Source organism: Lachnotalea glycerini (assembly GCF_003201285.1).
Classification (GTDB): Bacteria; Bacillota; Clostridia; order Lachnospirales; family Lachnospiraceae; genus Lachnotalea; species Lachnotalea glycerini.
Genome location: NZ_QICS01000001.1, coordinates 1 through 24,670 on the forward strand (window position 1 = coordinate 1; position 24,670 = coordinate 24,670).

Consider the following 24,670-nt stretch of genomic DNA (forward strand, 5'->3'; position numbering starts at 1 on the left):
TGCATTTTTAGATTTGGATACCATAAGTCTCATGTGTAACACCTCCTATATCCATATTATAACACAATACCCATAAAATACCCACTATTATTTTTAAAATTTGACAAAAAAATAAAGCCATAACAGGGCTTTTAGAGATTTTTTCTTTATGTAACTGTCAAACTCCCGTAGGACGCATTACAGATATTTCTATGGAGAGTACATATATATTGCATCAGGCAGCAAAATGGAATATGACCGATGAGCAGTTGGGTTTAAAAAGTGGAATATTAGCAGGAACAATATTTCCGATTATGGCTGTAGTTGTATTTGGAATTTTATCATTATACGGGAAACGTCGCATTGTACAAAATTAATAGATTTGCGATTACGATAGAATAAAAAGCACTTTGTGTAAGATTCTTAAGACTTAGCACATATATAGATTTTATCACCTTCTATATATGTGCTATTTTTTGCATAAATATGGTCAATTTGTGTCAACTAAAGTTAATTTTAACTATACAAATTTCATGCCAATAAGATAATAAATAAAAACATATTTATAAATCTACATTAAATGCTATAATATACTTAATAATTTAATAAAAAATAAAAAATTGACAGATAATCAAAAGGAGTACAAAAATGGACGCTAATCATACAGTGTTTCCCGCTCATTTTCGAATGCAAGATAATCATATACAGACAGTAGAAGAGCATCTAAAAGGAGTGGAAATAAAATGTGTAAGCTATGCACAAAAACTAAACTTTGCTAATACAGGCAGACTGCTTGGCATCCTTCATGATATGGGAAAGTATACAGATGAATTTTATGTCTACTTTTACGAATCTGTAAGTCGGCAAAAGGCAGGAGAACCTAAATTAACTAAGACAGTGGATCATGGAAAACATGGTGCAATGCTAATATTAGAGCGATATCATAAGGGAAATACTTATGAGAAAACCATGGCTGAGATAGTAGCTATGATTATTTGTTACCATCATGGTGGCTTGGAAGATTTTATATCCAATGATTTGAAGATTAAGCTTTTAGAAAGATGTAATCAGATAGAGGAAGGTTTTAAAGAAGATACGCAATATATGAAAGCCAGTGAAAGATTTTACAAGAGAATCATGGAACCTGAGGAATTGGATAAATTATTTAAAAATGCAGTAAATGAGTTTAAGGATTATGTTTCAAAGTACTCAAATACTAATTTTTGTTATAATCTACATTTACTTATTAAATTCTTATATAGCTGTCTGATTGATGCAGACCGATACGATACGTATTTGTTTATGCAAAATAAAAAAGAAGAAGAGGATTTGAATATTAATCGTTTGTGGGAGGAGTTTAGTTGCAGACTGGAAGCAAAGGAAAATGAATTTCAAAATAAAAAAACGAACAGTGAACTTGAACAAACAATACAATTACTTAGGCAGGATATATGGAAGCAATGCAATGATTTTGGAAGTCAACCACAAGGAATTTATACACTAACGGTGCCAACGGGAGGCGGAAAGACGCTTTCAAGTCTACGTTATGCATTAAATCATGCAAGAAGCTGTAAGAAGAGTCGTATCCTCTATGTGTTGCCCTTTACTTCCATTATAGAACAAAATGCGCAGGTGGTTCGTGACGCGTTATTACCGAAAGATTATCTCTTGGAGCATCATAGTAATGTGGTAGATGGTGAAGATACAGAAAAAGATGAAGTAGAGTACAGACAACTTCTGACAGAACAATGGACATCACCAATTATATTCACCACCATGGTACAGTTTTTGAACACTTTCTTTTCGAAAGGAACTAAAAATATAAGGCGAATGCACAATCTGACAGATACTATTATTATTTTTGATGAAATTCAAGCAATTCCAGTTAAGTGTATATCTCTATTTAATGATGCCATTAACTTTCTATCAAGTGTTTGCAGAGACACTATTATACTTTGCTCTGCAACTCAGCCGGGACTAAATAAGGTAGAACACAAAATGCAAATTAAAGAGGAAATAATCTTAGATTTAAGAGAGAAGTTTGCAGATTTTAAACGCATGGAGATTATAGATAAAAGGTATAAAAAAAAGATGTCGTTGTTTGAACTGGGAGAATTTGTAAAAGACGTAAAAAAAGACAATCAATCTATTTTAATTATATTAAATACAAAAGAGATTGCAAAAGCAGTTTTTCAGGAAGTAAAGAAAAATCTGGATGATACAAACATTATATTTTATTTCTTAAATACGAATCTGTGTCCGGCTCATAGAAAAGATGGAATAAAGAAGATGAAAGAAGCCTTGAACAACCACAAGCAGGTTATCTGTGTTAGTACTCAACTAATAGAAGCCGGGGTGGATATTAGCTTTTCTTGTGTGATAAGACATATAGCTGGACTTGATTCGATTGCTCAGGCCTCAGGTAGAGGAAATAGAAATGGGGAGGGAGAAATTAAGAAGACTTATATTATAGAGTTAGAAGGTGAAGAGCTTGGCTCATTGAAATATATTGAAATAGGAGAAAAGGCTGCCTCATATGTACTTGATGACTATAGAAGAAAAGCAGATAAATATGATTACAATTTATTATCGCCTTTTGCAATACAGCATTACTATATGCACTTTTATAGAGACGACAGAATTGAAAAAAATATGGATTATCCAGTATCAAAAACTACGATATATCAAATGTTGTCTAATCCAAATAAAAGAAATGCATATGAAAAGGTAACCAATCAAAAATGTCCGCTTATGCTTGAATTTCAATTCAAACAAGTGTGGATTGAAATACTATTTGTCATTATCTTCACGCTCCATTTCTATAGTCACTTCCCTTGCGGAAGTGTGGATTGAAATAATCTATAGATGATAATACCAATATGTTTAACTTAGTCACTTCCCTTGCGGAAGTGTGGATTGAAATTAACTTGGTTCACAGAGGTATTTAGTACATCATCGTCACTTCCCTTGCGGAAGTGTGGATTGAAATGTATTTGTTTCGGTTTATTTTATATCTCTATTATGTCACTTCCCTTGCAGAAGTGTAAATAAAATAACTGTATCCTCGTGCTATATATATAAGCTGTAATTAAACTATGAATATAAATATATGATGATTAATCCGCCACGTATATGTTTTTGCTTATAGCAAAACCACTTAAATATTGCTCTCAGTTATATCTTGTATAACAAAATGATATAAGACTTATGAGCAGTAGCGTTGACAAAGAAAACAATAGTTGTTAGAATAATTGAAAGTGAACCAAACAATATATTATCGAGAGAGTAGGTTTAAATTATGAAAGTAAGAGTATTTTCCATGCTGGTGGACAATGCTGCCGGTGTCTTAAGCAGAGTAGCGGGAATGTTCAGCCGAAGAGGATATAACATAGATAGCTTGACCGTTGGTGAAACGGCAGATCCTCGATTCTCAAGAATGACAGTAGTTGTCAGTGGAGATGAACCTATTTTGGAACAGATTGAAAAACAGCTTCGTAAGTTAGAAGACGTGTTGGATATTAAGAAGTTAGAGGATGTCGAATCGGTTTGCAGAGAGCTTGTATTAGTCAAGGTCAAGGCAGATGCTAAGCAGCGTCAGGCAGTTATTTCAATTGCAGATATTTTCAGAGCTAAAATAGTAGATGTTGCGACGGAATCTTTAGTAATTGAATTAACAGGTAATCAATCCAAGCTGGAAGCGTTCATTAAATTACTGGATAGCTATGAAATATTAGAGCTGGCAAGAACTGGTATAACAGGTTTATCTCGTGGCTGTGATGATGTAACATATTTATAGTCAGCAGTTTTTCTGTTGGTATTTACTAATAAATATATTTAAATTTTGGATATGTATCCAATACACTAAGAAATTCATCCTAATAACCTTGAATTTCTAATAAATTAATTCTGGGAGGAATATTAAATGGCTAAAATTTATTATCAAGAGGATTGTAACTTATCAATATTAGAGGGTAAAACAATCGCTGTTATCGGATACGGTAGTCAGGGACATGCACATGCTCTTAATGCAAAAGAATCAGGCTGTCATGTAATTATTGGACTTTATGAAGGAAGCAAATCTTGGGATAAGGCTGTAGCACAAGGTTTTGAAGTATATACGGCAGCAGAGGCTGCTAAAAAAGCTGATATTATTATGGTTCTAATTAATGATGAAAGACAGGCTCAGATGTACAAAGAGTCAATTGAACCAAACTTAGAAGAAGGCAACATGTTAATGTTTGCTCATGGTTTTGCAATTAACTTTAAGCAGATTATTCCACCTAAGTATGTTGATGTTACTATGATTGCTCCTAAGGGACCGGGTCATACGGTAAGAAGTGAATATCAGATTGGTAAGGGTGTTCCATGTTTAGTTGCAGTAGAGCAGGATGCTACAGGAAAAGCAAAAGATAAAGCATTGGCATATGCATTGGCAATAGGCGGAGCAAGAGCAGGTGTACTTGAGACAACCTTTAGAGTAGAAACTGAAACAGATCTTTTTGGGGAACAAGCTGTTCTTTGCGGCGGTGTATGTGCACTGATGCAGGCAGGATTTGAGACTTTAGTGGAAGCTGGCTATGAACCAGAAAGTGCTTACTTTGAATGTATTCACGAAATGAAATTGATTGTAGATTTAATTAACCAGAGCGGATTTGAAGGCATGAGATATTCTATTTCAAATACGGCTGAATATGGTGATTATATCACTGGACCTAAGATCATTACAGATGAAACAAAGAAAGCTATGAAGCAAGTATTAAAGGATATTCAGGATGGAACTTTTGCAAAAGATTTCTTATTGGATATGCAGGCTGCCGGACAGGTTCATTTTAATGCAATGAGAAGAGTTGCAGCAGAACATCCGTCAGAAGCAGTTGGTAAAGAGCTTCGTAAATTATATAGCTGGAATAAAGAAGAAGATAAATTAATCAATAACTAATTTATTAAGATCTATCAGCTTCATGGAGATTTGCTGATTGAAAATAATATCATTACAATATACTTAAACAATACAAAATTACGCCTTGCATTTGATTATAGACTATGCGAGGCGCTTTTTTGTCGATATAATACTGGAGCTTAATTATTATAATTCTTATAAAATTGAATGAACTTTTCAACAGAAGAAGAAGGAGACACAGCTTTTGAGAAAACAAAGCCAATTTCTCGTTTTTGTATGGGAGCTTCGAGTGGAAGTTCAATCAGTGATTTGTTCTTTAAATCTTCTTTAATAAAATCCTTAATCACACATGCAACTCCAAGTCCTATTTTGGCAAAATCGATTAGTAAATCCATTGTGCTGATTTCGATAAGATTATTAATTTCAATATTATTATTAATAAAATAATCATCAATATATTGTCTTGTCATATTTTCCTTATCAAGAAGCATTAAGGTGGCGGTTTTAAATAAATCATTTTGTTCAGCATGTTCGCGCATTTTTAAATGATTGATGTAACTGTCGGTGGCGACAAAAATATCTTCAATTTCACCAAGAGAATGAAAATCAATGTTTTTCAAGGTATGTGGCTTACCTACCAGACCTATGTCAATTTTGTTATCTTCTAGTAATTGTAAGGTTTTATTTGTAGACTGACATTCTATTGTAATTCGAATATGAGGACATTGCTCAATAAATTTTTGTAGATAAGGAAGCAGGATATATTTACATAAGGTAGTGCTGACACCGATTGTAATATGACCGATGTCTAATTCCTTAATACGCCTGATTTGCTCTTCCGCAGTTGAAATGGTTGAAAAGGCAGAATCTAAATATTTAAATAGAATCTGACCTTCTTCGGTTAGCAAAACGCCTCTTGAATTTCTTAAAAATAAAACGGTATCCAGATTTTGTTCCAGCTTGGTTATTGATTTGCTAATAGCAGGCTGGCTTATGTATAATTCCTTGGCAGCCTTTGATATATTACCGACTATTGCAACCGTATAGAATATTTTATAAAGTGATAGGTTTTGTTCCATAATATCTCCTCAAAATTTCAAATCATACTATAACACAGTGTTATAACAAGTATTCGTATTATGTATTTTAATTATAACAGCTATTATGATAAAATATCAACAACAAATATTTCTAAGTAACAGAAAATATATAGTTTATTGATTTAATTATTTTAAAAGTTAATGAAGCGGCTCAGAGTTTGCTTTTGTAAAGGAGGATATTGTAATGGGAATGACTATGACACAGAAAATTTTGGCTGCACATGCAGGACTTAGTGAAGTAAAAGCAGGACAATTAATAGAGGCTGAGTTAGACCTTGTACTCGGCAATGATATTACGTCCCCGGTAGCCATCCATGAAATGGATAAAATGAAGGTGAGCACAGTCTTTGATAAGGACAAAATTGCATTGGTGCCAGATCATTTTGTACCAAATAAGGATATTAAATCAGCAGAACATTGTAAATGTGTCAGAGAATTTGCAGCAAAACATGATATTACGAATTATTTTGAAGTGGGTCAAATGGGTATTGAGCATGCACTTTTGCCTGAAAAGGGTTTAGTGGTCGCTGGTGATGTTGTAATCGGTGCGGATTCCCATACTTGCACTTATGGAGCGTTGGGAGCATTTTCAACGGGGGTTGGAAGTACGGATATGGCTGCCGGTATGGCGACGGGTAAGGCATGGTTTAAGGTGCCATCTGCTATTAAATTTAATCTGATTGGCAAATTTTCAAAATGGGTGAGTGGAAAAGATTTGATACTTCATATAATTGGTATGATTGGAGTGGATGGAGCACGCTATCAGTCAATGGAATTTGTAGGAGAGGGTATAGCAAGTCTATCTATGGATGATCGCTTCACAATAGCAAACATGGCAATTGAGGCAGGTGCAAAAAATGGTATTTTCCCGGTTGATCATGTGGCCGAAGCTTATATAAGGGAACATTCCAAAAGAGAATATACGATATATGAAGCAGACAAGGATGCAGAATATGAGCAAGAATATACAATTGATTTATCGAACTTAAAGCCTACTGTTGCATTTCCTCATTTACCTGAAAACACCAAAACAATAGATGAAGTAGGAGAGATTAAAATTGACCAGGTCGTAATTGGCTCCTGTACAAATGGAAGACTTGATGATATGCGTATTGCAGCAGAGGTATTAGAAGGAAAAAAAGTTGCTAAAGGAATTCGTTGCATTGTCATACCAGCTACGCAAAAGATTTATCTGCAATCCATCGAAGAAGGCTTAATTCAAACCTTTATTAATGCAGGAGCTGTTGTCAGTACGCCGACTTGTGGACCTTGCCTTGGAGGCTACATGGGGATTTTGGCGGAGGGAGAAAGATGTATCTCAACTACCAACCGTAATTTTGTAGGACGTATGGGACACGTTAAGTCAGAGGTTTATCTTGCCAGTCCGGCGGTAGCGGCAGCAAGTGCAATTACAGGTAAAATTTCATGTCCTTGTGAAATTGAATAGGAGGCAGAGTAAATGAAAGCATGTGGAACAGTTTTTAAATATGGAGATAATGTAGATACAGATGTAATTATTCCTGCGAGATATTTAAACTCATCCGATCCTGGTGAGTTAGCTCAGCATTGCATGGAAGACATAGATAAGGAATTTGTTAAAAATATAACAAAAGGAGATATCATTGTTGCAAATAAAAATTTTGGCTGCGGTTCATCAAGAGAGCACGCTCCCATTGCAATTAAGGCTTCCGGAGTAAGTTGTGTGATAGCAGAAACTTTTGCAAGAATTTTTTATCGAAATGCAATCAATATAGGTCTTCCGATTATTGAATGCCCTGAGGCAGCAAAGGGAATAGAGGCAGGAGATATTGTAGAAGTTGATTTCGACAATGGTCTTATTTTCAATAAGACAAAGAATATGAAGTTTCAAGGTCAGTCATTTCCACAGTTTATGCAAAAAATCATTGCAGCAGAAGGCTTGATTAATTATATTAATACAAAATAAGATGGATACTTCTAATAGATAAATGTTTGGTTTAATTCAATTTAATTTTTAAAAAAATATTAAAAACACAAAATTGTCAAGGGTTTATACCTTGACAATTTTATGTCAAAATGAGATAATAAATTAACTTTCGGATTAATTTCCTAGTTAATTATGGAAAGAAAATATTTCTTTTCGTTCCCATGATAAGACTTCTATTGCGATGCTTTATGCAATGAAGATACACTACTAACATTTAATTATAAGGAGGACAAACAATGTCAACGAAAGCTTATTATCCACACAGTGAAATTGGCGCAGGCAAAGTTGGATTTGCAACGACACGTTCAATTATCGAAGCTCCATTTTACGGAAACAATGTAATTAAAGTTAATACACTTAAAGAGGCATATGAATTAGCTAAAAATTCACCTGGAACAATTGTTACAGATATGCCAGTATATAGAGGAGAAGAATTTGGTCTTGAAAAAGACGCAAAAGTTCTTTTGTTTAATGATGGTGCTATCACAGGTCGTTATGCGACAGCAAGAAGAATCGCCGGAGAGCCTGGTGTAAACTGCGGTGCTCTTGATAAAGTTATTATGGATGCTGCTTATGAGACTCGTTGGAAAAACATGTATCATGCAGAAGTGTATGTTGGTCTTGACCCTGAATTTATGGTAAAGGCTCATCTTCTTATTCCGGAAGGTGAAGAAAATATTATGTACAATTGGATGTTGAACTTCCAGTACATGTCTGATGAATATGTTAAAATGTATAAAGCTTCTAAGCCAGTCGGTGGCGGAAAAGAAGCAGATATCTTTATTTTCTCTGATCCACAATGGAATGGTTCTGATCGTCCGGGTGTAGATTTATCTTGTTTAAGCGATCCAAAAACATTATGTTATTTTAATACAGAACAAAATTGCGCTGCTATCTTAGGTATGAGATATTTCGGAGAGCACAAAAAAGGAACTCTTACTATGGCATGGGCTGTTGCTAACCGTAATGGATATGCATCTTGCCATGGCGGACAGAAAGAATACTCTTTATCAGACGGTTCTAAATACGTTGCATCCGTATTTGGTTTATCTGGATCAGGTAAATCGACAATTACACATGCAAAACATGGCGGAAAATATGGTGTAACGGTTCTTCATGATGATGCATTTATTATTAACTCAGACACATGTGCTTCGATTGCATTAGAGCCTACTTATTTTGATAAAACGCAGGATTATCCAACAGGCTGTGAAGATAATAAATATCTTCTAACAGCACAGAACTGTTCAGCTACATTAGATGATGAAGGAAAAATTCAATTAGTTACAGAAGATATTAGAAATGGTAACGGCCGTGCTATTAAATCTAAATTATGGTCACCAAACCGTGTTGATAAGATTAACGAGCCAGTTAATGCTATTTTCTGGATTATGAAAGACCCTACAATTCCACCAATCGTTAAGTTGAAAGGTGCTTCTTTAGCCTCTGTTATGGGTGCTACTCTTGCTACAAAGAGATCGTCAGCAGAAAGACTTGCGCCTGGGGCAGATCCTAATGCATTAGTAGTTGTGCCATATGCTAATCCATTTAGAACTTACCCATTAGCAAATGACTATGAAAAATTCAAAAAATTAGTTGAAGAGAAGAATGTAGATTGCTACATTATCAATACTGGAGATTTCATGGGCAAGAAAGTTCAGCCAAAAGATACTTTAGGCATCTTAGAAGCTATCGTAGAAAAGAAAGCTAATTTCAAACAGTGGGGTCCATTTTCTGATATTGAAATATTTGAATGGGAAGGCTTTGTGCCGAATCTTAATGATACATCTTATGCTGAACAATTAAAGGCACGTATGGAAGATAGAGTTAAGTTTGTTGCTAATACTGCAACTTTGAAAGAAGGCTATGATAAGCTTCCAGAAGATGCATTAGCTGCTCTTAAGAAGCTAGTAGATGAGCTGAGCTAATTATTTCGTAATTAATATTATTAATAATTGCAGTGCGTGCGGCTAGGCTTGGTAAATTAAGGCATCTTTTCATAATCTGCAAAATTTACAAAAAGACGGCATAAACCGTCTTTTTGTTTCATATTTTGAAATATTATTATGACATTTTATGGCGATTATTGGAAAAAGTAAATGTTAGAAAATAGGTTTTTGTAAAATTTTACATGTTCATATTTGTTATACTTATTGTAAAATAGGACATAATATAGTATAATCTAATAAAACAATTCCTGAGGTGTTCGATACCCTGCTATTTTGAACCTACATTACATTTCATGGGATTCCTAAATTTCTATTTGGATGTCATGCCGCCTTTGAGCGGAAGGCAGAAGAATAGATGCGGATACCCACCTAGCTTGGCTAGGCGTCAAAATTGCAGGAAACGGCATTTTGGGACATTCTAAAGAAACAATAGGTACGAAAGAATTAAAAAACGAAAGATTTATGATAAACGAAAGATAAAAAAGCAACGCTTGTCGTTGCTTTTTTATTTCATAGGAAAGACCTTGTTGAGGTAACGCTTAAAAGTGTTAATACCTATGTAATATTTGAACGAAGGGTTGATGGTACTTTGTTCTGGAAGGAATTTAGATGAAAAAGCTAATAAGTATTATTATACCTTGTTATAATGTTGAAAGATACATAACCAGATGCATAGAGTCATTAGTGAATCAAACGATGGGGAGAGAAAAACTAGAATTTATCTTTGTAAATGATGCGTCAACGGATCATACTCTGGAGATTTTGCTTCGCTATGAACAACAATATTCAAATTGCTTTATTGTGATTAACAATGTAGAAAATTTAGGAATAGGAGGTGCCAGAAATGTTGCTCTAACCTATGTGAGTGGCAGCTATATAGGCTTTGTTGACTCGGATGACTGGGTGGAACTTGATATGTTTGAGAAACTCTATAATAAGGCAATGAAATATGATTGCGATATTGTAAGGTGCCGCAGTTATCGTGATACCGGAAATGAGAAGACAGAATTTTGTAAAAATGCTAATTTTGAGGATACGTTATTTCAAATAGAAAATGACGAAGAGAGAAGTGACTTTATTGCAGCTAACTTGTTAAGCGGAGGAGTATGGAATAAGCTTTATAGGCGAGAAATTATATTTGATAATCATATATTTTTTCCTGAGAGACTGGCTTATGAAGATTTATTCTGGGACTCTCTTTTCTATCTATATATCAAACGTGCTTATATTATTGAGGAAAGATTGTATCATTATTTTATTAATTATGAATCTACTGTTTTAAATAGAAATATGAAATATCATTCTGACTTGCTGACAGTTAACTACATGAAATGGGAAGAGTATGAAAAAAGGGGAGCTTTTGTAAAATACAAACAGGCAGTAGAATACGATTTCATAAATTCTTATTATTTTACAAGTATTAAAATGCTATTTTTGAGATTTGATAAAGTTCCTTATGAAATATTCCTTGAACTGCAAAGGACAGTTCACAGATTTATTCCTGATTATAAGCAGAATATATATATTAAAAAATACACTTCTCCTTTGTATCAAATTTTGCTAAAGCTTATTGAGGAAAGTGTATCTGCTCAAGAACTCGAACAGATTGCGGCAAGTTATAGAGAAATTAGTGAAATTAATAAGTAATATTAAAAAACCTTAAAAATTTATAAATAATGTTTGATTTATGGATGATATTTTGATATACTCACAATGTTGAAAATAAACTTATTAACAACTTATGAGGAGGTATTGGCTTGATAGAGAAAATATTTAAGCTAAAAGAAAATAATACCAATGTGAAAACAGAAGTATTAGCAGGAATTACTACATTTATGACCATGGCATATATCCTTGCGGTTAATCCAAGTACTATGACAGCATTTAATAGTATTTTGGGTTTGGATCCTGCGGATCAGATGAGTTCAAGCGGAGTGTTTATGGCGACAGCCTTAGCAGCCTGTATTGGATCTTTATTAATGGCTTTGCTGGCTAATTATCCATTTGCATTAGCACCGGGGATGGGTCTGAATGCATATTTTTGCTATACAGTAGTTATAAAGATGGGATATTCATGGCAGACAGCTTTAACCGCTGTATTTGTAGAAGGTGTTATTTTCATCATATTATCATTGACAAATGTACGTGAAGCTATCTTTAATGCAATTCCACAAACTCTTAAATATGCAGTTAGCTGCGGTATTGGTTTGTTTATATCATTCATCGGTTTACAGAATGCAAAAATTGTAGAAAATAATGATTCAACCTTGGTTCAGTTTCACAGTTTTTCTAAGGAAACATTTAATACTACAGGAATCGGCGTTATTTTAGCTCTAATTGGTATTGTTATTACAGCAACATTATTAATTAAAAAGGTAAAGGGCGGAATCTTATTTGGTATTCTTGCTACTTGGATTTTGGGAATCCTTAGTCAATTGACAGGGATTTATCAGATAAATCCAGAAGCAGGTGTTTACAGCTTACTTCCAGATTTTTCACAAGGTTTTCAGCTAGGAGCAATTTCAAATGTTGCTTTTAAATTAGATTTTACAAATATTTATTCAGTTGATTTTATTATTGTAGTATTTGCATTCTTGTTTGTAGATATGTTTGATACACTTGGAACGCTTATTGGAGTTGCGTCTAAGGCAGATATGCTTGATAGTGATGGTAAGCTTCCAAGAATAAAAGGAGCATTATTATCTGATGCAATAGCAACCTTAATTGGTGCTTTATTAGGTACTTCAACAACAACAACTTATGTTGAAAGTGCTACAGGTGTTTCAGAAGGTGGAAGAACTGGGTTGACAGCTTTCACAACAGCTATTTTATTTGCAGTTTCTATTTTCTTATCACCAGTATTTTTAGCGATCCCTTCATTTGCAACAGCTCCGGCTCTTATCATAGTAGGATTTTATATGATAAGTTCTGTTAAGAACATTGATTTTGAAGATATGAGTGAAGGAATTCCTGCATTTATATGTATCTTGGCTATGCCTTTCTTATATAGTATTTCAGAAGGTATCTTTTTTGGAGTAATAGCATATGTTGTAATTAATTTGGTTTCAGGAAATGCAAAAGCTAAAAAAATAAGTCCTTTAATGTATTTCTTAGCATTTATCTTTGTTTTGAAATATATATTTTTATAATTAATATTTTTCAAGAAAGTTCCCGGCTATTTAAAGCTAAGGTTAGACTTGCTTGTTTCCAATCCTCATACCCAAAAAGGTATGAGGATTTTTAACGATAAAAATCTAAATTAACATATTTTATAATGTTTTGTAAAAATAAATAGAAATATATGTTAATTTGTAAAGATTAAATTATCATGATAGAATGGTATAAAAATGTTATATTATTTTTATTAGCCTAATATATTGAGATATATACTAAGAGGAATAAAATGATATAGTAGTGTGGAGGATAATATGGCTGATAAATACCGTTTAAAGATTAAAGCAGTATTAATTATAGTAGGAATAATAATACTTTGCATCATTGTTATAACGAGTATTAGCACAAATGAAAAACGAAATGACAAAATACTGGGAATTCGGTTAGAGGAAGCAGCGGATATGTTAATATTTACAGGTCATGATGCTTCTTGGTGGAAGAATTTACTTGGTAAAGCAGATGAAGACTATATGACCTATAAGGATATAACGATAATACTGGATAATCTGAAAGTATTGAATGAAGAGAATGAAAAATACTCAAAGGTTAAGGCAAGTAAACGTTTTCAAAAGGATGAATGGCTATCGCTGTATGATAAATTAGTAGAGTTGCTTGATACAGATCATAAAGTTTCCTATCAGGATGTGTTTGTATTAGCGAATAGTGGAAATAGTGAAAGCTTGAGTGAAAATGAAATATACACAGACAAGGGAATCTTGGAGTGGAAGAATAGCAAATCTCTTAGCGAGTGCCTATACTATAACTGTAAGGTGATTGTTTATGATAATTGTATTATATATGTAGTAGAGAATAATGAAACGAATTACCAGTTCAACAACATATACATTGTTTCTGGTGATGAGAACGGAATTAACATTTTTACAGATGGTATATATATTAATTATAATAACCGTCCATTGGATAATAATCTATCATCAGAGATAGGAGATATTTTATTTGAAGACGGAGAGATTAAAGAAATTAAGGTAAAAGGGGACAAGATAAGTGGTAAATTGCTATCTATTCAAGCGGACAGTTTGGAAATCGAAGAATATGGATTTGTACCATTAGATGAAAATTTTAGATTATTCAAGGAATATGGGAAACTGGAAGAATTAAGCATAAATGATTTGCTAGTTGGATATAATGTTACAGATTTTATTGTGGCGGATGGTAAAATCAGTGCAGGGCTTGTGATGAAAGACTTGGTAGTGGAAAATATTCGTGTCTTGATTAAAAGCAGCAATTTTGAGAGCCTTTTTCACAATAATGTTATGCTGGAAAGTAATTCTGATTATACAATTTATTATGGAGAAAAGTTGGAAAAGCAAGAAAAACACGCGGCAGATGAGGACGTTAGTATTGATGAAAGCAGCAATTTATGGGAATCGAGCCGAATAAAAATTGAACCTGATACGCTATCAGGAAAAATGACATTACTTTCGGTACAAAGGGCATCGGGAAATCCATCATATCTGGGCACAATTGAGATTGTTAAAGACAGCAATGGGTTAATAGTTATAAATGAAGTATCAATGGAGGAATACCTATATAAGGTGGTACCTAGTGAAATGCCGGAAAGTTTTGGTATTGAAGCACTAAAGGCGCAGGCAGTATGTGCCAGAACTTATGCATATAATCATATTCTAGACAATGCCTATGCACAATATGGAGCACAGGTTGATGACAGTGTTAGCTTTCAGGTATATAGTAATCAGGAAGAGACACCGGCTTGCACACAGTCTGTAAAGGAGACTTATGGCCAGGTGCTTGTTAAGGACGATAATGTCATAGATACTTTCTATTTTTCAACCTCCTGTGGACACACAACAAATAGTGCTATATGGGTAGAACAAAGTGAGAAAGACAGAAGCTATTTACAGCCTAAATTTATAGGTTTAGAAGACTGTGATTTGGACTTGACAGACGAAGCTGTATTTTATGATTTTATTACAAAGAATGAATATGATGGTTTTGAAAGTGAAGAACCTTGGTACAGATGGACGACTACAATTCCTGTGGACACTCTTTCAAATACATTAAATTCAAGATTGGCAGTAAGATATCAAGCAAATCCAGAACTTATTTTGGTAAAAAATAAGAATGGTGAATTTGAAAGTAAGGAGATATCAGATATTGGCATGATAAAAGATATTACCGTGATCAATCGTAATGAAGGCGGTATATTGAATACGATTGTTATTGAGGGGTCAAAAGCAACTATCAAGGTTATTACAGAGTATAATATCCGATACCTGTTAGCTCCGGTTTCAACTCAGATTACCAAGGCAGATGGAAGTGTAATTGAGAGCTTCTCTTTACTTCCCAGTGCTTATTGTATATTTGATAAAGTTATGGATGATAAGAAATTAACTGATATCAAATTTACGGGAGGGGGTTACGGTCATGGGGTTGGTATGAGTCAAAACGGTGCCAAAATAATGGCTGCAAACCAATATACTTATGATGAAATATTAAAATATTTTTATGAAGGTGTAGATTTAATAAATATTTACTAATGCATGTAAGATTATAGTATGAATAGAACATAATATGTGCCGGAGGATTAAAATGAAATTAATACAAATAGGAAAAGATTTTCTAAATAAATTGAAAGAGGATCATATTAATGCCTATGCTGCACAGACAGCTTACTTTTTAATATTATCCTTTATTCCGTTCGTTATGATGCTTTTAACATTAATTAAATATACTCCGGTAACAAAAGCCGATATATTGTCTACAGCAGTGGATATTTTGCCAACATCGATTGATCCAATGGTTATTTCTATTATAGATGAGGTATATAATAAATCGAGTGCAGTAGTATCTATTTCGGCTATTACTGCAGCATGGTCGGCCGGAAAGGGCGTTATGTCAATAATTCAGGCATTGAATACCATTAATGATATTGAAGATGAGAATGGCTATTTTTTAGTACGTTTAAGAGCTGCAATTTATACGATAATATTTGTAGTAGCAGTGGTTCTGTCTTTAATTATTGTAGTATTCGGAAATAAGATTTTGACAGTAATAGGTAAACAGTATCCGTTTTTTAGCCAGTTAACAAGTCAATTATCGAATGTAAAAAACTTTGCCGTACTTGGTGTGTTAACTTTTCTTTTCTGGGTTATGTATAAGTTTATACCACATGGCAAAATGCTTCAGTCAAAGCAGTATCCAGGTGCTGTTTTTTCGGCTGTTGCATGGACGGTATTTTCATATGGTTTTTCCTTATATATTGATTTATCCTCTGGTTTCTCTAACATGTATGGCAGCCTTACTACAATTATATTGGTAATGCTATGGCTATATGGTTGTATGTATCTCATGTTGGTTGGCGCAGAAATTAACGTATTTCGACAAGAAAAGTGTTGATGAAATAGAAAAAGGACGATTACGGTATTTGTAATTGTCTTTTTTTATGTAATAGGAATGCGTCCTATTACATAAAAATGCTCCGCAAGATGCGCACGAATGCAAGTGGAAAATGTCACTGCGTGACAGCATTCGGCGCGACAAAGCGGTCAAGTCCCTCTTGAGTGAGGAATTAGGGAGCTGATGCGGACTTGTCCACTTTGTTCTTAAAAATGCTATGTGATATAATGTTTACGTGAAAAAATATTCTTGATAAAGAATCAGCCGTATAAAATTAAAAAATGGATCTATATAATTTTAAAAAATGTCTATAAAAACAAACAACTACTTAAATTGACATTAAATGGAAAGTATAGTATATTAATACAAGTGAACAATAAGGGAGTAAAATCATGAATAAGAAAAAAATAATTATTATTGTATTAAGTAGTTTATTTATCATATTTATGATAAGAAATTTAATATGGTATCTTAATTTTAATAAATATGAAAATTACATATCAAATGAATATGAGTTATATGTCAAGAGTTATGGAAAAACATTGAATGGGTATAGTTATACCATTAAACAACCAGAATTTTATTCCTTTACAGGTAATTTTGCTATTAATAATAACGCTGATATATCCATTATTATTTGGCCAGAATTATTTATGAAAGGTGATATGAGAATAGGGATGGAATTAGTAGATGCAGAAAATAATCATGGTTATCGATTTTATGTTGATAAAGAACTAAATTATATGGTAGATAAAAAGAACAATTTTACAGAAGAAGAAATAACACAGATACAAAATTTATTGGATAAAAAAAAGGAAGAGATAGGAAAGATGTATCGCTTAGCTAAAAAAGAGTGGGATTTAAAGTAATAACTGATTCATGAAAACAATAGGTAAATAAAATAATAATTAATAAGGAGTATATGTATTATGTAAAAAAGAATTTTAAGTTTATGTATGGCATTAATGTGTGCAACTAGTTTAATGTCATTGTCTGCAAAGGCAGGAAGTTTAAGTAAGTCTTATAGTGGGGATTTTGTAGAGGATTGGTCAAAAACATTAGAGTCTGGTCAAGCAAAAATAGAATATGGATATAATACATGGTTGGTACATGAAGATACATGTTATGCATATCATTCAAATGCATCACACTATGCAAGAATATATAACGGTGGTGGAGCTCATGCAGCGGGGAGTAAAGCGGCAGGTAAATGGTCAAAATTAGAGGTAACACATTCAGGTTCAGAAGTAACCTATAGTTGTGAGTGGTAATAATCTAATAAAGGATATAAAATGGTTTATAAAATACCTATTGTTGATAAGATACCCTATCATGTTTTATGATAGGGTATTTAAAAATAATATATAATATAGGGGAAAAAATGAAAAAAGTAAAATACATGATATCAATACTACTTATTATAAGTGGTTTTTTATTTACTGGAGAATTATTCATTTATTTTCTTGATAATTTTCAAGAAAGTTATTATAGAGCGAATTTCGTATTTGATAACCTACCCGATGAGAATACGAATCCTTATATTGTAGAAGAATTTTTATTGGTAGCACAAGAAACAGGAGTTGACTTTTTTATAGTAGATAGCAATATTGTGTCAGACTATGAAAAGTACATCACTGTTTATGGAACAGAAAATGCAATCAAAGCATTAAAAAATAGAAAAATTTTAGACAAAGAATATGAAGGGCTCTTTACAGGCAAAACGAAAGTTAGGTACTTGAATTTTGAAAAAGTAGAAAATATTAAAAGGTTTGATAATTTTTATTTTATTGGTGAAAATAGTAAGCTAGAAAATATGCGTGCGTTTAAAAAGAAACTAATTAATGAGTATGGTGGAGGTTTTCCTAGGGTATATGGGTCAGACCGTTCTTTGTATACTAATTTATTTTTGGTTTGGGGAACCATCTTTATTCTACTGACACTATTAAATGCCTATGAAGTGATTTTTCAAAAGAAAGAAGTCGTCATTCAATTGTTGTTAGGTGAGGATTTAAAAATAATATTCTTAAAAAATATTTTTATGGATATCGTGGTATTTAGTTTGATGTTTTTGTTTTTGCCTAAAATATTAATAAACGTGTCAAATGTGTTTTTTGAATATAGGTATGTCATAACTCTATATCTTATATTTATTCTCGTTAGCATATTGATTCATGCAAGTGTGTTTCATATCAATTTGAAAAAAGATTTTGCCAATAGTAAAAATTCAAAGACTTTTTTAGCTATGAATTATTTTCTTAAAATAATAACTACGATGTTATCAACTTTGTTATTGGCAGGAAATATAAGTATATTAGCGGAGGGGATAAATTATTATAGGCAAAAAGATTTTTTTGAAACTAACAAGGAGTATTGTTATTATCAATTAAATTATAAGATTAAGAATTCAATTGGTAAAACAGGTGATGACTGCTGTTTGGTTATGCAAAAATTTTATCAACAATATAAATCACAGTCACTACAGTATATAGATTTAACAAATGCATTAGAATGCATTTATCCGTTTATCGTAATCAATAAAAATTCAAGGGATGAAGTATTAAAAGAAAATCCAGACATGAAAAACAGTTTAGACCAAGCAAAGGAAGATAAGTATTATTTTCTTATACCTGATGCTATGAGTGAAAATGATGAAGAACTAAATAAAGCAAAAGAGGTATTTCGCTTTTATTTTGTACAAGAAAATAGTGATGATATTGAAATTATCAAATATAAGGACTCACTTACCTTAATGTCGATTAATTATCAATTACATTTATATCGAAGTAAATTGATAAAGAATCCCATTATTTTGCTCGATAATCATAGTAAGATACAAGAAGATTTGGATAGTGCATCAAGACAGTTATATTATGCATATGACATTATGTATAACATAAAGCAAGATGATTTTGATAATTTTATTCAAGAAAATCAACTTGAAAATCAAATTGTTGTTAAGACAAATGTTTATGAGTTGTATCAATATAATTGGAAGATTATTAAAAGAAGTGTTAAATTAATTTCTGTGCTTTCTGCCTTTTTAATTTTGATACAGATGTCGCTAATTGTTTTTATTATTAAAATAGAATATAAGGTTAACTCTGTAGAAATTGCAATAAAAAAGGTTTTAGGATATAACCGTTTAGAACGTAATAGAAAAATCTTTTATTCCAGTTTAATCACTATGATTAGTATTAGTGTTTCTATCATATTAAGTCTGATATTTCATATTGAGCAGGGTGTTTACCTATTGATTAGCAGTGTGGCTATTGGTTTATTTGAATGGATTTATATACAAATTAAGATTAGTTCTGTTGAAAGGTCAAGAATTGCAACAATACTAAAAGGAGAACGACTATGATAGAAGGAATAAATATAACAAAAAAATTTGATGATAATATTCTTTTTGATAAATTTAATTTTATCATAAATGAGGGTGATTTTGTATGCTTTTCAGGTAACAGTGGAAGTGGAAAAACAACATTGTTAAATATGATTGGAATGATAGAACCAATTGATAGTGGACAGTTATTGATTGATGGAAAAGAAATACAAACGAATAAGCATAGATTAAACTATTTTCGCTCAGTCGTTGGCTATTTATTTCAAAATTTTGCATTAGTGGATAATAAAACGGTCGAAGAAAACCTATGTTTGGTAAGAAAAAGTAATAGAACAAATTACTCAATAGAGGAAGCACTTGAAAAGGTTGGGTTAAAAGACAAACTAAAAAGTAAGGTATATACCTTGTCAGGTGGAGAGCAACAAAGAGTAGCCTTGGCAAGGCTTTTTCTAAAAAAATGCAAGATTGTCTTAGCAGATGAACCAACGGGCTCATTGGATGCCAAAAATGCAGAAATAGTCATGAACATTATTAAAGATATGAACAAAGAAGGAAAAACAATCGTATTGGTTACTCATGACGAAAAAATAAAGAATATGACAGATAGGATCATTCAGTTATAAATACTAAATTTAGTGCTAATTTTTACAATAGTTCTTGACATGACCATTTATTATGGTAAAATAGGATACAGATTCATTTATGTAAAGACTATGAAAGTGAGTGTTTAATCACAAGTAGATAATTATTTTCTTTCAGAGAGAGGGAGTCATCGGCTGCAAGCTTCCTTAAGTTCAGATAATTATTGAATTTCCCACTGGAGTTGTATTCTTGAATTAAGTAGAGAATAACGTTTGTGCGCGTTAAGCATTCTGAGAGCCTATAGGAATTTTATATAGGAATTAGGGTGGTACCACGAATATATAAGCTTCGTCCCTTTGCGGGATGGGGCTTTTTTTATTTCATAGGAAATAACTTGTCATAATAAAGTGAAAAGTTCAAGTTTCCTATTAATGAAAACGTTTCGATAAAAACACAACACGCGTAAATTATTGTGTCGTTTAGAAACTCTTGTGTACGGAGTACCTGATAGGAAGACACTTTGTTCTTTTATCAAAAATCGCATATATTGTTAATAACGAAAGGAGATACATTATGAAAGAAATGCTTCAAAAAATCAAAGATGATGCATTCAGACAAATTGAAGAGTCAGATGCATTAGAAAAATTAAATGAGGTTAGGGTTTCTTTTCTGGGGAAAAAAGGTGAGCTTACAGCTGTGTTGAAATCGATGAAGGACATACCGGCAGAGGAAAAGCCTATGGTAGGTCAAATGGTCAACGATACCAGACAGGCTATTGAAGTTTTATTAGAAGAAACTAAGAAGAAAATGGAAAAGGCAGTATTGGATGCAAAATTAAAAAATGAGGTCATTGACGTTACTCTTCCTGCGAATAAAAGTAATTTAGGACACAGACATCCAAATACCATTGCATTGGAAGAGGTTGAGAGAATCTTTGTAGGTATGGGTTATGAAGTAGTGGAAGGACCGGAAGTAGAATACGACTATTACAATTTTGAAGCCTTGAATATTCCAGCTAATCATCCGGCAAAAGATGAGCAGGATACATTTTATATTAACAGCAATATGGTTCTTAGAACAGCAACTTCTCCGGTACAGGTACGAGTGATGGAAAAGGGTCAGCTTCCAATCCGTATGATTGCACCAGGCAGGGTATTTAGAGCAGATGAGGTTGATGCGACACATTCTCCATCCTTTCATCAAATAGAAGGGTTAGTTATTGATAAAAACATTACATTTGCTGACTTAAAAGGAACCTTGGCAGAGTTTGCAAAGCAGCTTTTCGGAGCCGAAACAAAGGTTAAATTTAGGCCACATTATTTCCCATTTACGGAACCTAGTGCAGAACTGGATGTTTCCTGTTACAAATGTGGAGGTAAGGGCTGTCGCTTCTGTAAGGGCGAGGGTTGGATTGAAATACTTGGCTGCGGTATGGTTCATCCTAATGTATTGAGAATGAGTGGGATTGACCCAGACGTGTATACCGGCTTTGCATTTGGTATGGGATTAGAGCGTATTGCATTACTAAAATATGAGATTGATGACATGAGATTATTATACGAGAACGATTATCGTTTCTTAAAGCAATTTTAGTAAGAGGAGGAAGAACAATGAATACATCATTATCATGGATTAAAGCATATGTACCAGAGCTTGATGTAACCGCACAGGAATATACTGATGCAATGACATTATCAGGTACTAAAGTAGAGGGTTATGAGATTTTAGATAAAAATCTGAAGAATATAGTGGTTGGACAAATTAAAACCATTGAGAGACATCCAGATGCAGATAAATTAATTGTTTGTCAGGTTGATGTCGGCAGTACAGAACCGACTCAAATCGTTACTGGTGCGTCAAATGTAAAAGCAGGTGATAAGGTACCTGTTGTACTAGATGGCGGAAAAGTTGCGGGAGGGCACGATGGTGGTGCATTACCGGAAAACGGAATAAAGATTAAAAAGGGTAAGCTTCGTGGAATTGAGTCAAATGGTATGATGTGTGCCATTGAAGAATTGGGAAGTACTAAGGAGTTCTATTCAAATGCGCCGGAAGATGGTATATATATTTTTGAAGATGACGTTACCGTAGGTAGTAATGCGATAGAAGTGCTAGGTTTAAATGATGCTGTAATTGAATATGAGGTTACCTCTAACCGTGTGGATTGCTTTAGCGTGTTAGGAATTGCGAGAGAGGCAGCAGCTACTTTTAATAAGAAATTTATTCCTCCTGTTGTTGAGGTAAAGGAAAATAATGAAGATGTAAATGATTATATTAAGGTTTCTGTTAAAGATTGTGATTTATGTAAAAGATATTGTGCCAGAGTGGTGAAAGACATTAAAATTGCTCCGTCACCGGAATGGATGCAAAGAAGACTTGCCAAACAAGGTATTCGGCCAATTAACAATATTGTAGATATTACAAACTATGTAATGGAAGAGTATGGACAGCCAATGCATGCATATGATTTGGATACAATTGAAGGAAAAGAAATTATCGTTCGCCGAGGAAATAACAAAGAGAAATTTATAACGCTGGATGGGCAGGAAAGAGTGATAGATGATACCATATTAATGATTTGTGACTCAAGCAAGCCGGTAGGTATTGCAGGAATCATGGGGGGTGAAAATTCCATGATTACGGATGATATTACTAGCATGCTATTTGAAGCAGCTTGCTTTGATGGTACAAATATCCGACGATCCAGTAAGAAAGTCGGTCTTAGAACAGATGCCTCTACCAAATTTGAAAAGGGTCTTGATCCAAACACAGCAAAGCAAGCAATTGACAGAGCATGTCAGTTAATTGTAGAGCTTGGTGCAGGAGAAGTTGTAGGAGGTATGGTTGATATTTATGAAAATGAAAGAGTTGGTAAAAAGGTTGTCTTAAATTCAGGACGCATTAATCAAATATTGGGAACCGATATTGATGAAGCTGCAATGGTTGAATATTTTAAGAAGATTGAATTGGGATATGATGAATCAACGAAAGAAGTGATTATTCCGTCTTGGAGACAGGACGTCAGTACAATAGCTGATTTAGCAGAGGAAGTAGCCAGATTTTACGGCTACGATAACATTCCTACAACACTACCAACGGGCGAAGCTACTACAGGTAAGATTTCATTTAAAATGAGAGTGGAAGAAGCAGCTAGAAATATTGCTGAATTCTGTGGTTTTAGTCAGGCTATGACATATGCGTTTGAGGGTCCTAAAGTATTTGATAAATTATTACTTCCAACAGATTCTATATTAAGAAATGCAGTAGTGATATCTAACCCACTGGGAGAGGATTTTAGTATTATGCGAACTTCCTCATTGAATGGTATGCTAACAGCATTATCTACTAACTATAATAGAAGAAATAAAGATGTTCGTTTATATGAGTTGGGAAATATTTATATACCAAAACAGATTCCGGTAACTGAGCTACCAGAAGAGAGAATGCAATTTACATTGGGAATGTATGGTGATGGTGATTTTTTCACAATGAAAGGTGTTGTTGAAGAATTTTTGCAAAAAATTGGAAATAAGAACAAGATAAAATATGATCCATCCGATAAAAAATCATTTTTACATCCTGGCAGACAGGCTGATATCTTCTGCGAAGAGAAATGCATCGGTTATATGGGTGAAGTTCATCCGGCTGTTGGAGATAACTATAATATTAAAGAGAGACTTTACATTGTGGTTATTGATATGCCACAAATTGTTGAATTTGCTACTTTCGATAGAAAATATGAGGGAATTGCAAAATTTCCGTCCGTTACCAGAGATATTAGTATGGTCATGTCGAATCAAATTCTGGTAGGCCAGATTGAAGAGATAATTGAAAAAAAAGGCGGAAGTATTTTAGAAAGCTATAATCTGTTTGATATTTACGAGGGCACACAGATTAAAGAAGGTTATAAATCGGTAGCTTATTCTATTATTTTTAGAGCTAAAGATAGAACGTTAGAAGATACTGATGTAAATGCTTCCATGAATAAGATATTAAAAGAACTGAATAATTTAGGAATAGAGCTAAGACAATAGTTTTATTAACAACCGACACAGCATAAAAGTGTCGGTTGTTTTGTGAGATAAAAGAAAATTTTAGTATAAAATTCGACAATATTATATAAAATAGTTGTCATTATTAAAAAAATACGATAATATAACTTATCGGAAGAAAAACAAGCACGAGCAAAGCGAGTATTTGTTTTTACCGATAAGTTAACGAGGAAACGAAGTATCCGAGATAAGTAATTCTGGTAAGAAGAACTTATCGGAAGAAAAACAAGCACGAGCAAAGCGAGCA

18 protein-coding genes, 1 other RNA gene and 1 other annotated feature are annotated in these 24,670 nt (G+C 33.1%); of the genes, 18 read left to right on the plus strand and 1 reads right to left on the minus strand.

Annotated elements, in window-relative coordinates:
• The first annotated feature begins 191 nt into the window (after positions 1-191).
• The 4 genes from C8E03_RS21810 (at position 192) to ilvC (ending at position 4,918) form a co-directional block, all read left to right on the plus strand.
• Complete coding sequence (locus C8E03_RS21810) at positions 192-356, plus strand: hypothetical protein (RefSeq protein ID WP_170122840.1); 165 nt, start codon at positions 192-194, stop codon at positions 354-356.
• 271 nt (positions 357-627) lie between these two features.
• Complete coding sequence (gene cas3 / locus C8E03_RS22905) at positions 628-2,832, plus strand: CRISPR-associated helicase Cas3' (RefSeq protein WP_408609899.1); 2,205 nt, start codon at positions 628-630, stop codon at positions 2,830-2,832.
• Between the two features lie 445 nt (positions 2,833-3,277).
• Entirely contained in the window at positions 3,278-3,775 is a 498-nt protein-coding gene (gene ilvN / locus C8E03_RS00015) for an acetolactate synthase small subunit (RefSeq protein ID WP_094377935.1), read from the plus strand.
• A gap of 126 nt (positions 3,776-3,901) precedes the next feature.
• The gene (ilvC, locus tag C8E03_RS00020) at positions 3,902-4,918 is read left to right on the plus strand and encodes a ketol-acid reductoisomerase (RefSeq protein WP_094377934.1); all 1,017 of its coding nucleotides are present in this window, start codon (positions 3,902-3,904) and stop codon (positions 4,916-4,918) included.
• Positions 4,919-5,058: 140 nt separating this feature from the next.
• On the opposite strand, the gene C8E03_RS00025 is transcribed toward ilvC, so the two are convergent.
• Entirely contained in the window at positions 5,059-5,958 is a 900-nt protein-coding gene (locus tag C8E03_RS00025; protein WP_094377933.1) for a LysR family transcriptional regulator, read from the minus strand.
• A 205-nt stretch (positions 5,959-6,163) separates the two neighbouring features.
• Here C8E03_RS00025 and leuC point away from each other — a divergent pair, with 205 nt between their 5' ends.
• The 14 genes from leuC to pheT all read left to right on the plus strand — a co-directional run bounded on the left by leuC (position 6,164) and on the right by pheT (position 24,405).
• Complete coding sequence (gene leuC, locus C8E03_RS00030; protein WP_110289921.1) at positions 6,164-7,426, plus strand: 3-isopropylmalate dehydratase large subunit; 1,263 nt, start codon at positions 6,164-6,166, stop codon at positions 7,424-7,426.
• 12 nt (positions 7,427-7,438) lie between these two features.
• Positions 7,439-7,924: a 3-isopropylmalate dehydratase small subunit gene (gene leuD, locus C8E03_RS00035; RefSeq protein WP_094377931.1), complete on the plus strand. Its 486-nt coding sequence runs from the start codon at positions 7,439-7,441 to the stop codon at positions 7,922-7,924.
• A 257-nt stretch (positions 7,925-8,181) separates the two neighbouring features.
• On the plus strand, positions 8,182-9,873 hold the full coding sequence (locus tag C8E03_RS00040) for a phosphoenolpyruvate carboxykinase (ATP) (protein WP_094377930.1): 1,692 nt from the start codon (positions 8,182-8,184) through the stop codon (positions 9,871-9,873).
• A gap of 263 nt (positions 9,874-10,136) precedes the next feature.
• Positions 10,137-10,313: non-coding RNA, 6S RNA (gene ssrS, locus C8E03_RS00045), on the plus strand.
• 190 nt (positions 10,314-10,503) lie between these two features.
• Positions 10,504-11,541, plus strand: coding sequence for a glycosyltransferase family 2 protein (locus tag C8E03_RS00050; RefSeq protein ID WP_094377929.1), 1,038 nt, complete (start codon positions 10,504-10,506; stop codon positions 11,539-11,541).
• A 110-nt stretch (positions 11,542-11,651) separates the two neighbouring features.
• Positions 11,652-13,043 carry an NCS2 family permease gene (locus C8E03_RS00055; protein WP_094377928.1) on the plus strand — a complete coding sequence of 464 codons (1,392 nt, stop codon included), beginning with the start codon at positions 11,652-11,654 and terminating at the stop codon, positions 13,041-13,043.
• 279 nt (positions 13,044-13,322) lie between these two features.
• Positions 13,323-15,587, plus strand: a complete 2,265-nt coding sequence (locus tag C8E03_RS00060) for a SpoIID/LytB domain-containing protein (protein ID WP_110289922.1) — start codon at positions 13,323-13,325, stop codon at positions 15,585-15,587.
• 52 nt (positions 15,588-15,639) lie between these two features.
• Positions 15,640-16,446 (plus strand): YihY/virulence factor BrkB family protein, encoded by an 807-nt coding sequence (locus tag C8E03_RS00065; protein ID WP_170122841.1) that lies wholly within the window; start codon positions 15,640-15,642, stop codon positions 16,444-16,446.
• A gap of 392 nt (positions 16,447-16,838) precedes the next feature.
• The gene (locus C8E03_RS00070) at positions 16,839-17,315 is read left to right on the plus strand and encodes a hypothetical protein (RefSeq protein ID WP_110289924.1); all 477 of its coding nucleotides are present in this window, start codon (positions 16,839-16,841) and stop codon (positions 17,313-17,315) included.
• Positions 17,316-17,402: 87 nt separating this feature from the next.
• Complete coding sequence (locus C8E03_RS00075; RefSeq protein ID WP_110289925.1) at positions 17,403-17,717, plus strand: mediterrocin family bacteriocin; 315 nt, start codon at positions 17,403-17,405, stop codon at positions 17,715-17,717.
• A 110-nt stretch (positions 17,718-17,827) separates the two neighbouring features.
• Entirely contained in the window at positions 17,828-19,807 is a 1,980-nt protein-coding gene (locus tag C8E03_RS00080) for a hypothetical protein (protein ID WP_110289926.1), read from the plus strand.
• Positions 19,804-20,412 (plus strand): ATP-binding cassette domain-containing protein, encoded by a 609-nt coding sequence (locus C8E03_RS00085; RefSeq protein WP_094377429.1) that lies wholly within the window; start codon positions 19,804-19,806, stop codon positions 20,410-20,412. Before C8E03_RS00080 ends, C8E03_RS00085 begins: the two co-directional genes overlap by 4 nt.
• Positions 20,413-20,493: 81 nt before the next feature.
• Positions 20,494-20,730, plus strand: a binding site (T-box leader).
• Between the two features lie 214 nt (positions 20,731-20,944).
• Entirely contained in the window at positions 20,945-21,964 is a 1,020-nt protein-coding gene (gene pheS, locus C8E03_RS00090) for a phenylalanine--tRNA ligase subunit alpha (protein WP_094377430.1), read from the plus strand.
• A 17-nt stretch (positions 21,965-21,981) separates the two neighbouring features.
• Positions 21,982-24,405: a phenylalanine--tRNA ligase subunit beta gene (gene pheT / locus C8E03_RS00095; RefSeq protein WP_110289927.1), complete on the plus strand. Its 2,424-nt coding sequence runs from the start codon at positions 21,982-21,984 to the stop codon at positions 24,403-24,405.
• The last annotated feature ends 265 nt before the right edge of the window (positions 24,406-24,670 follow it).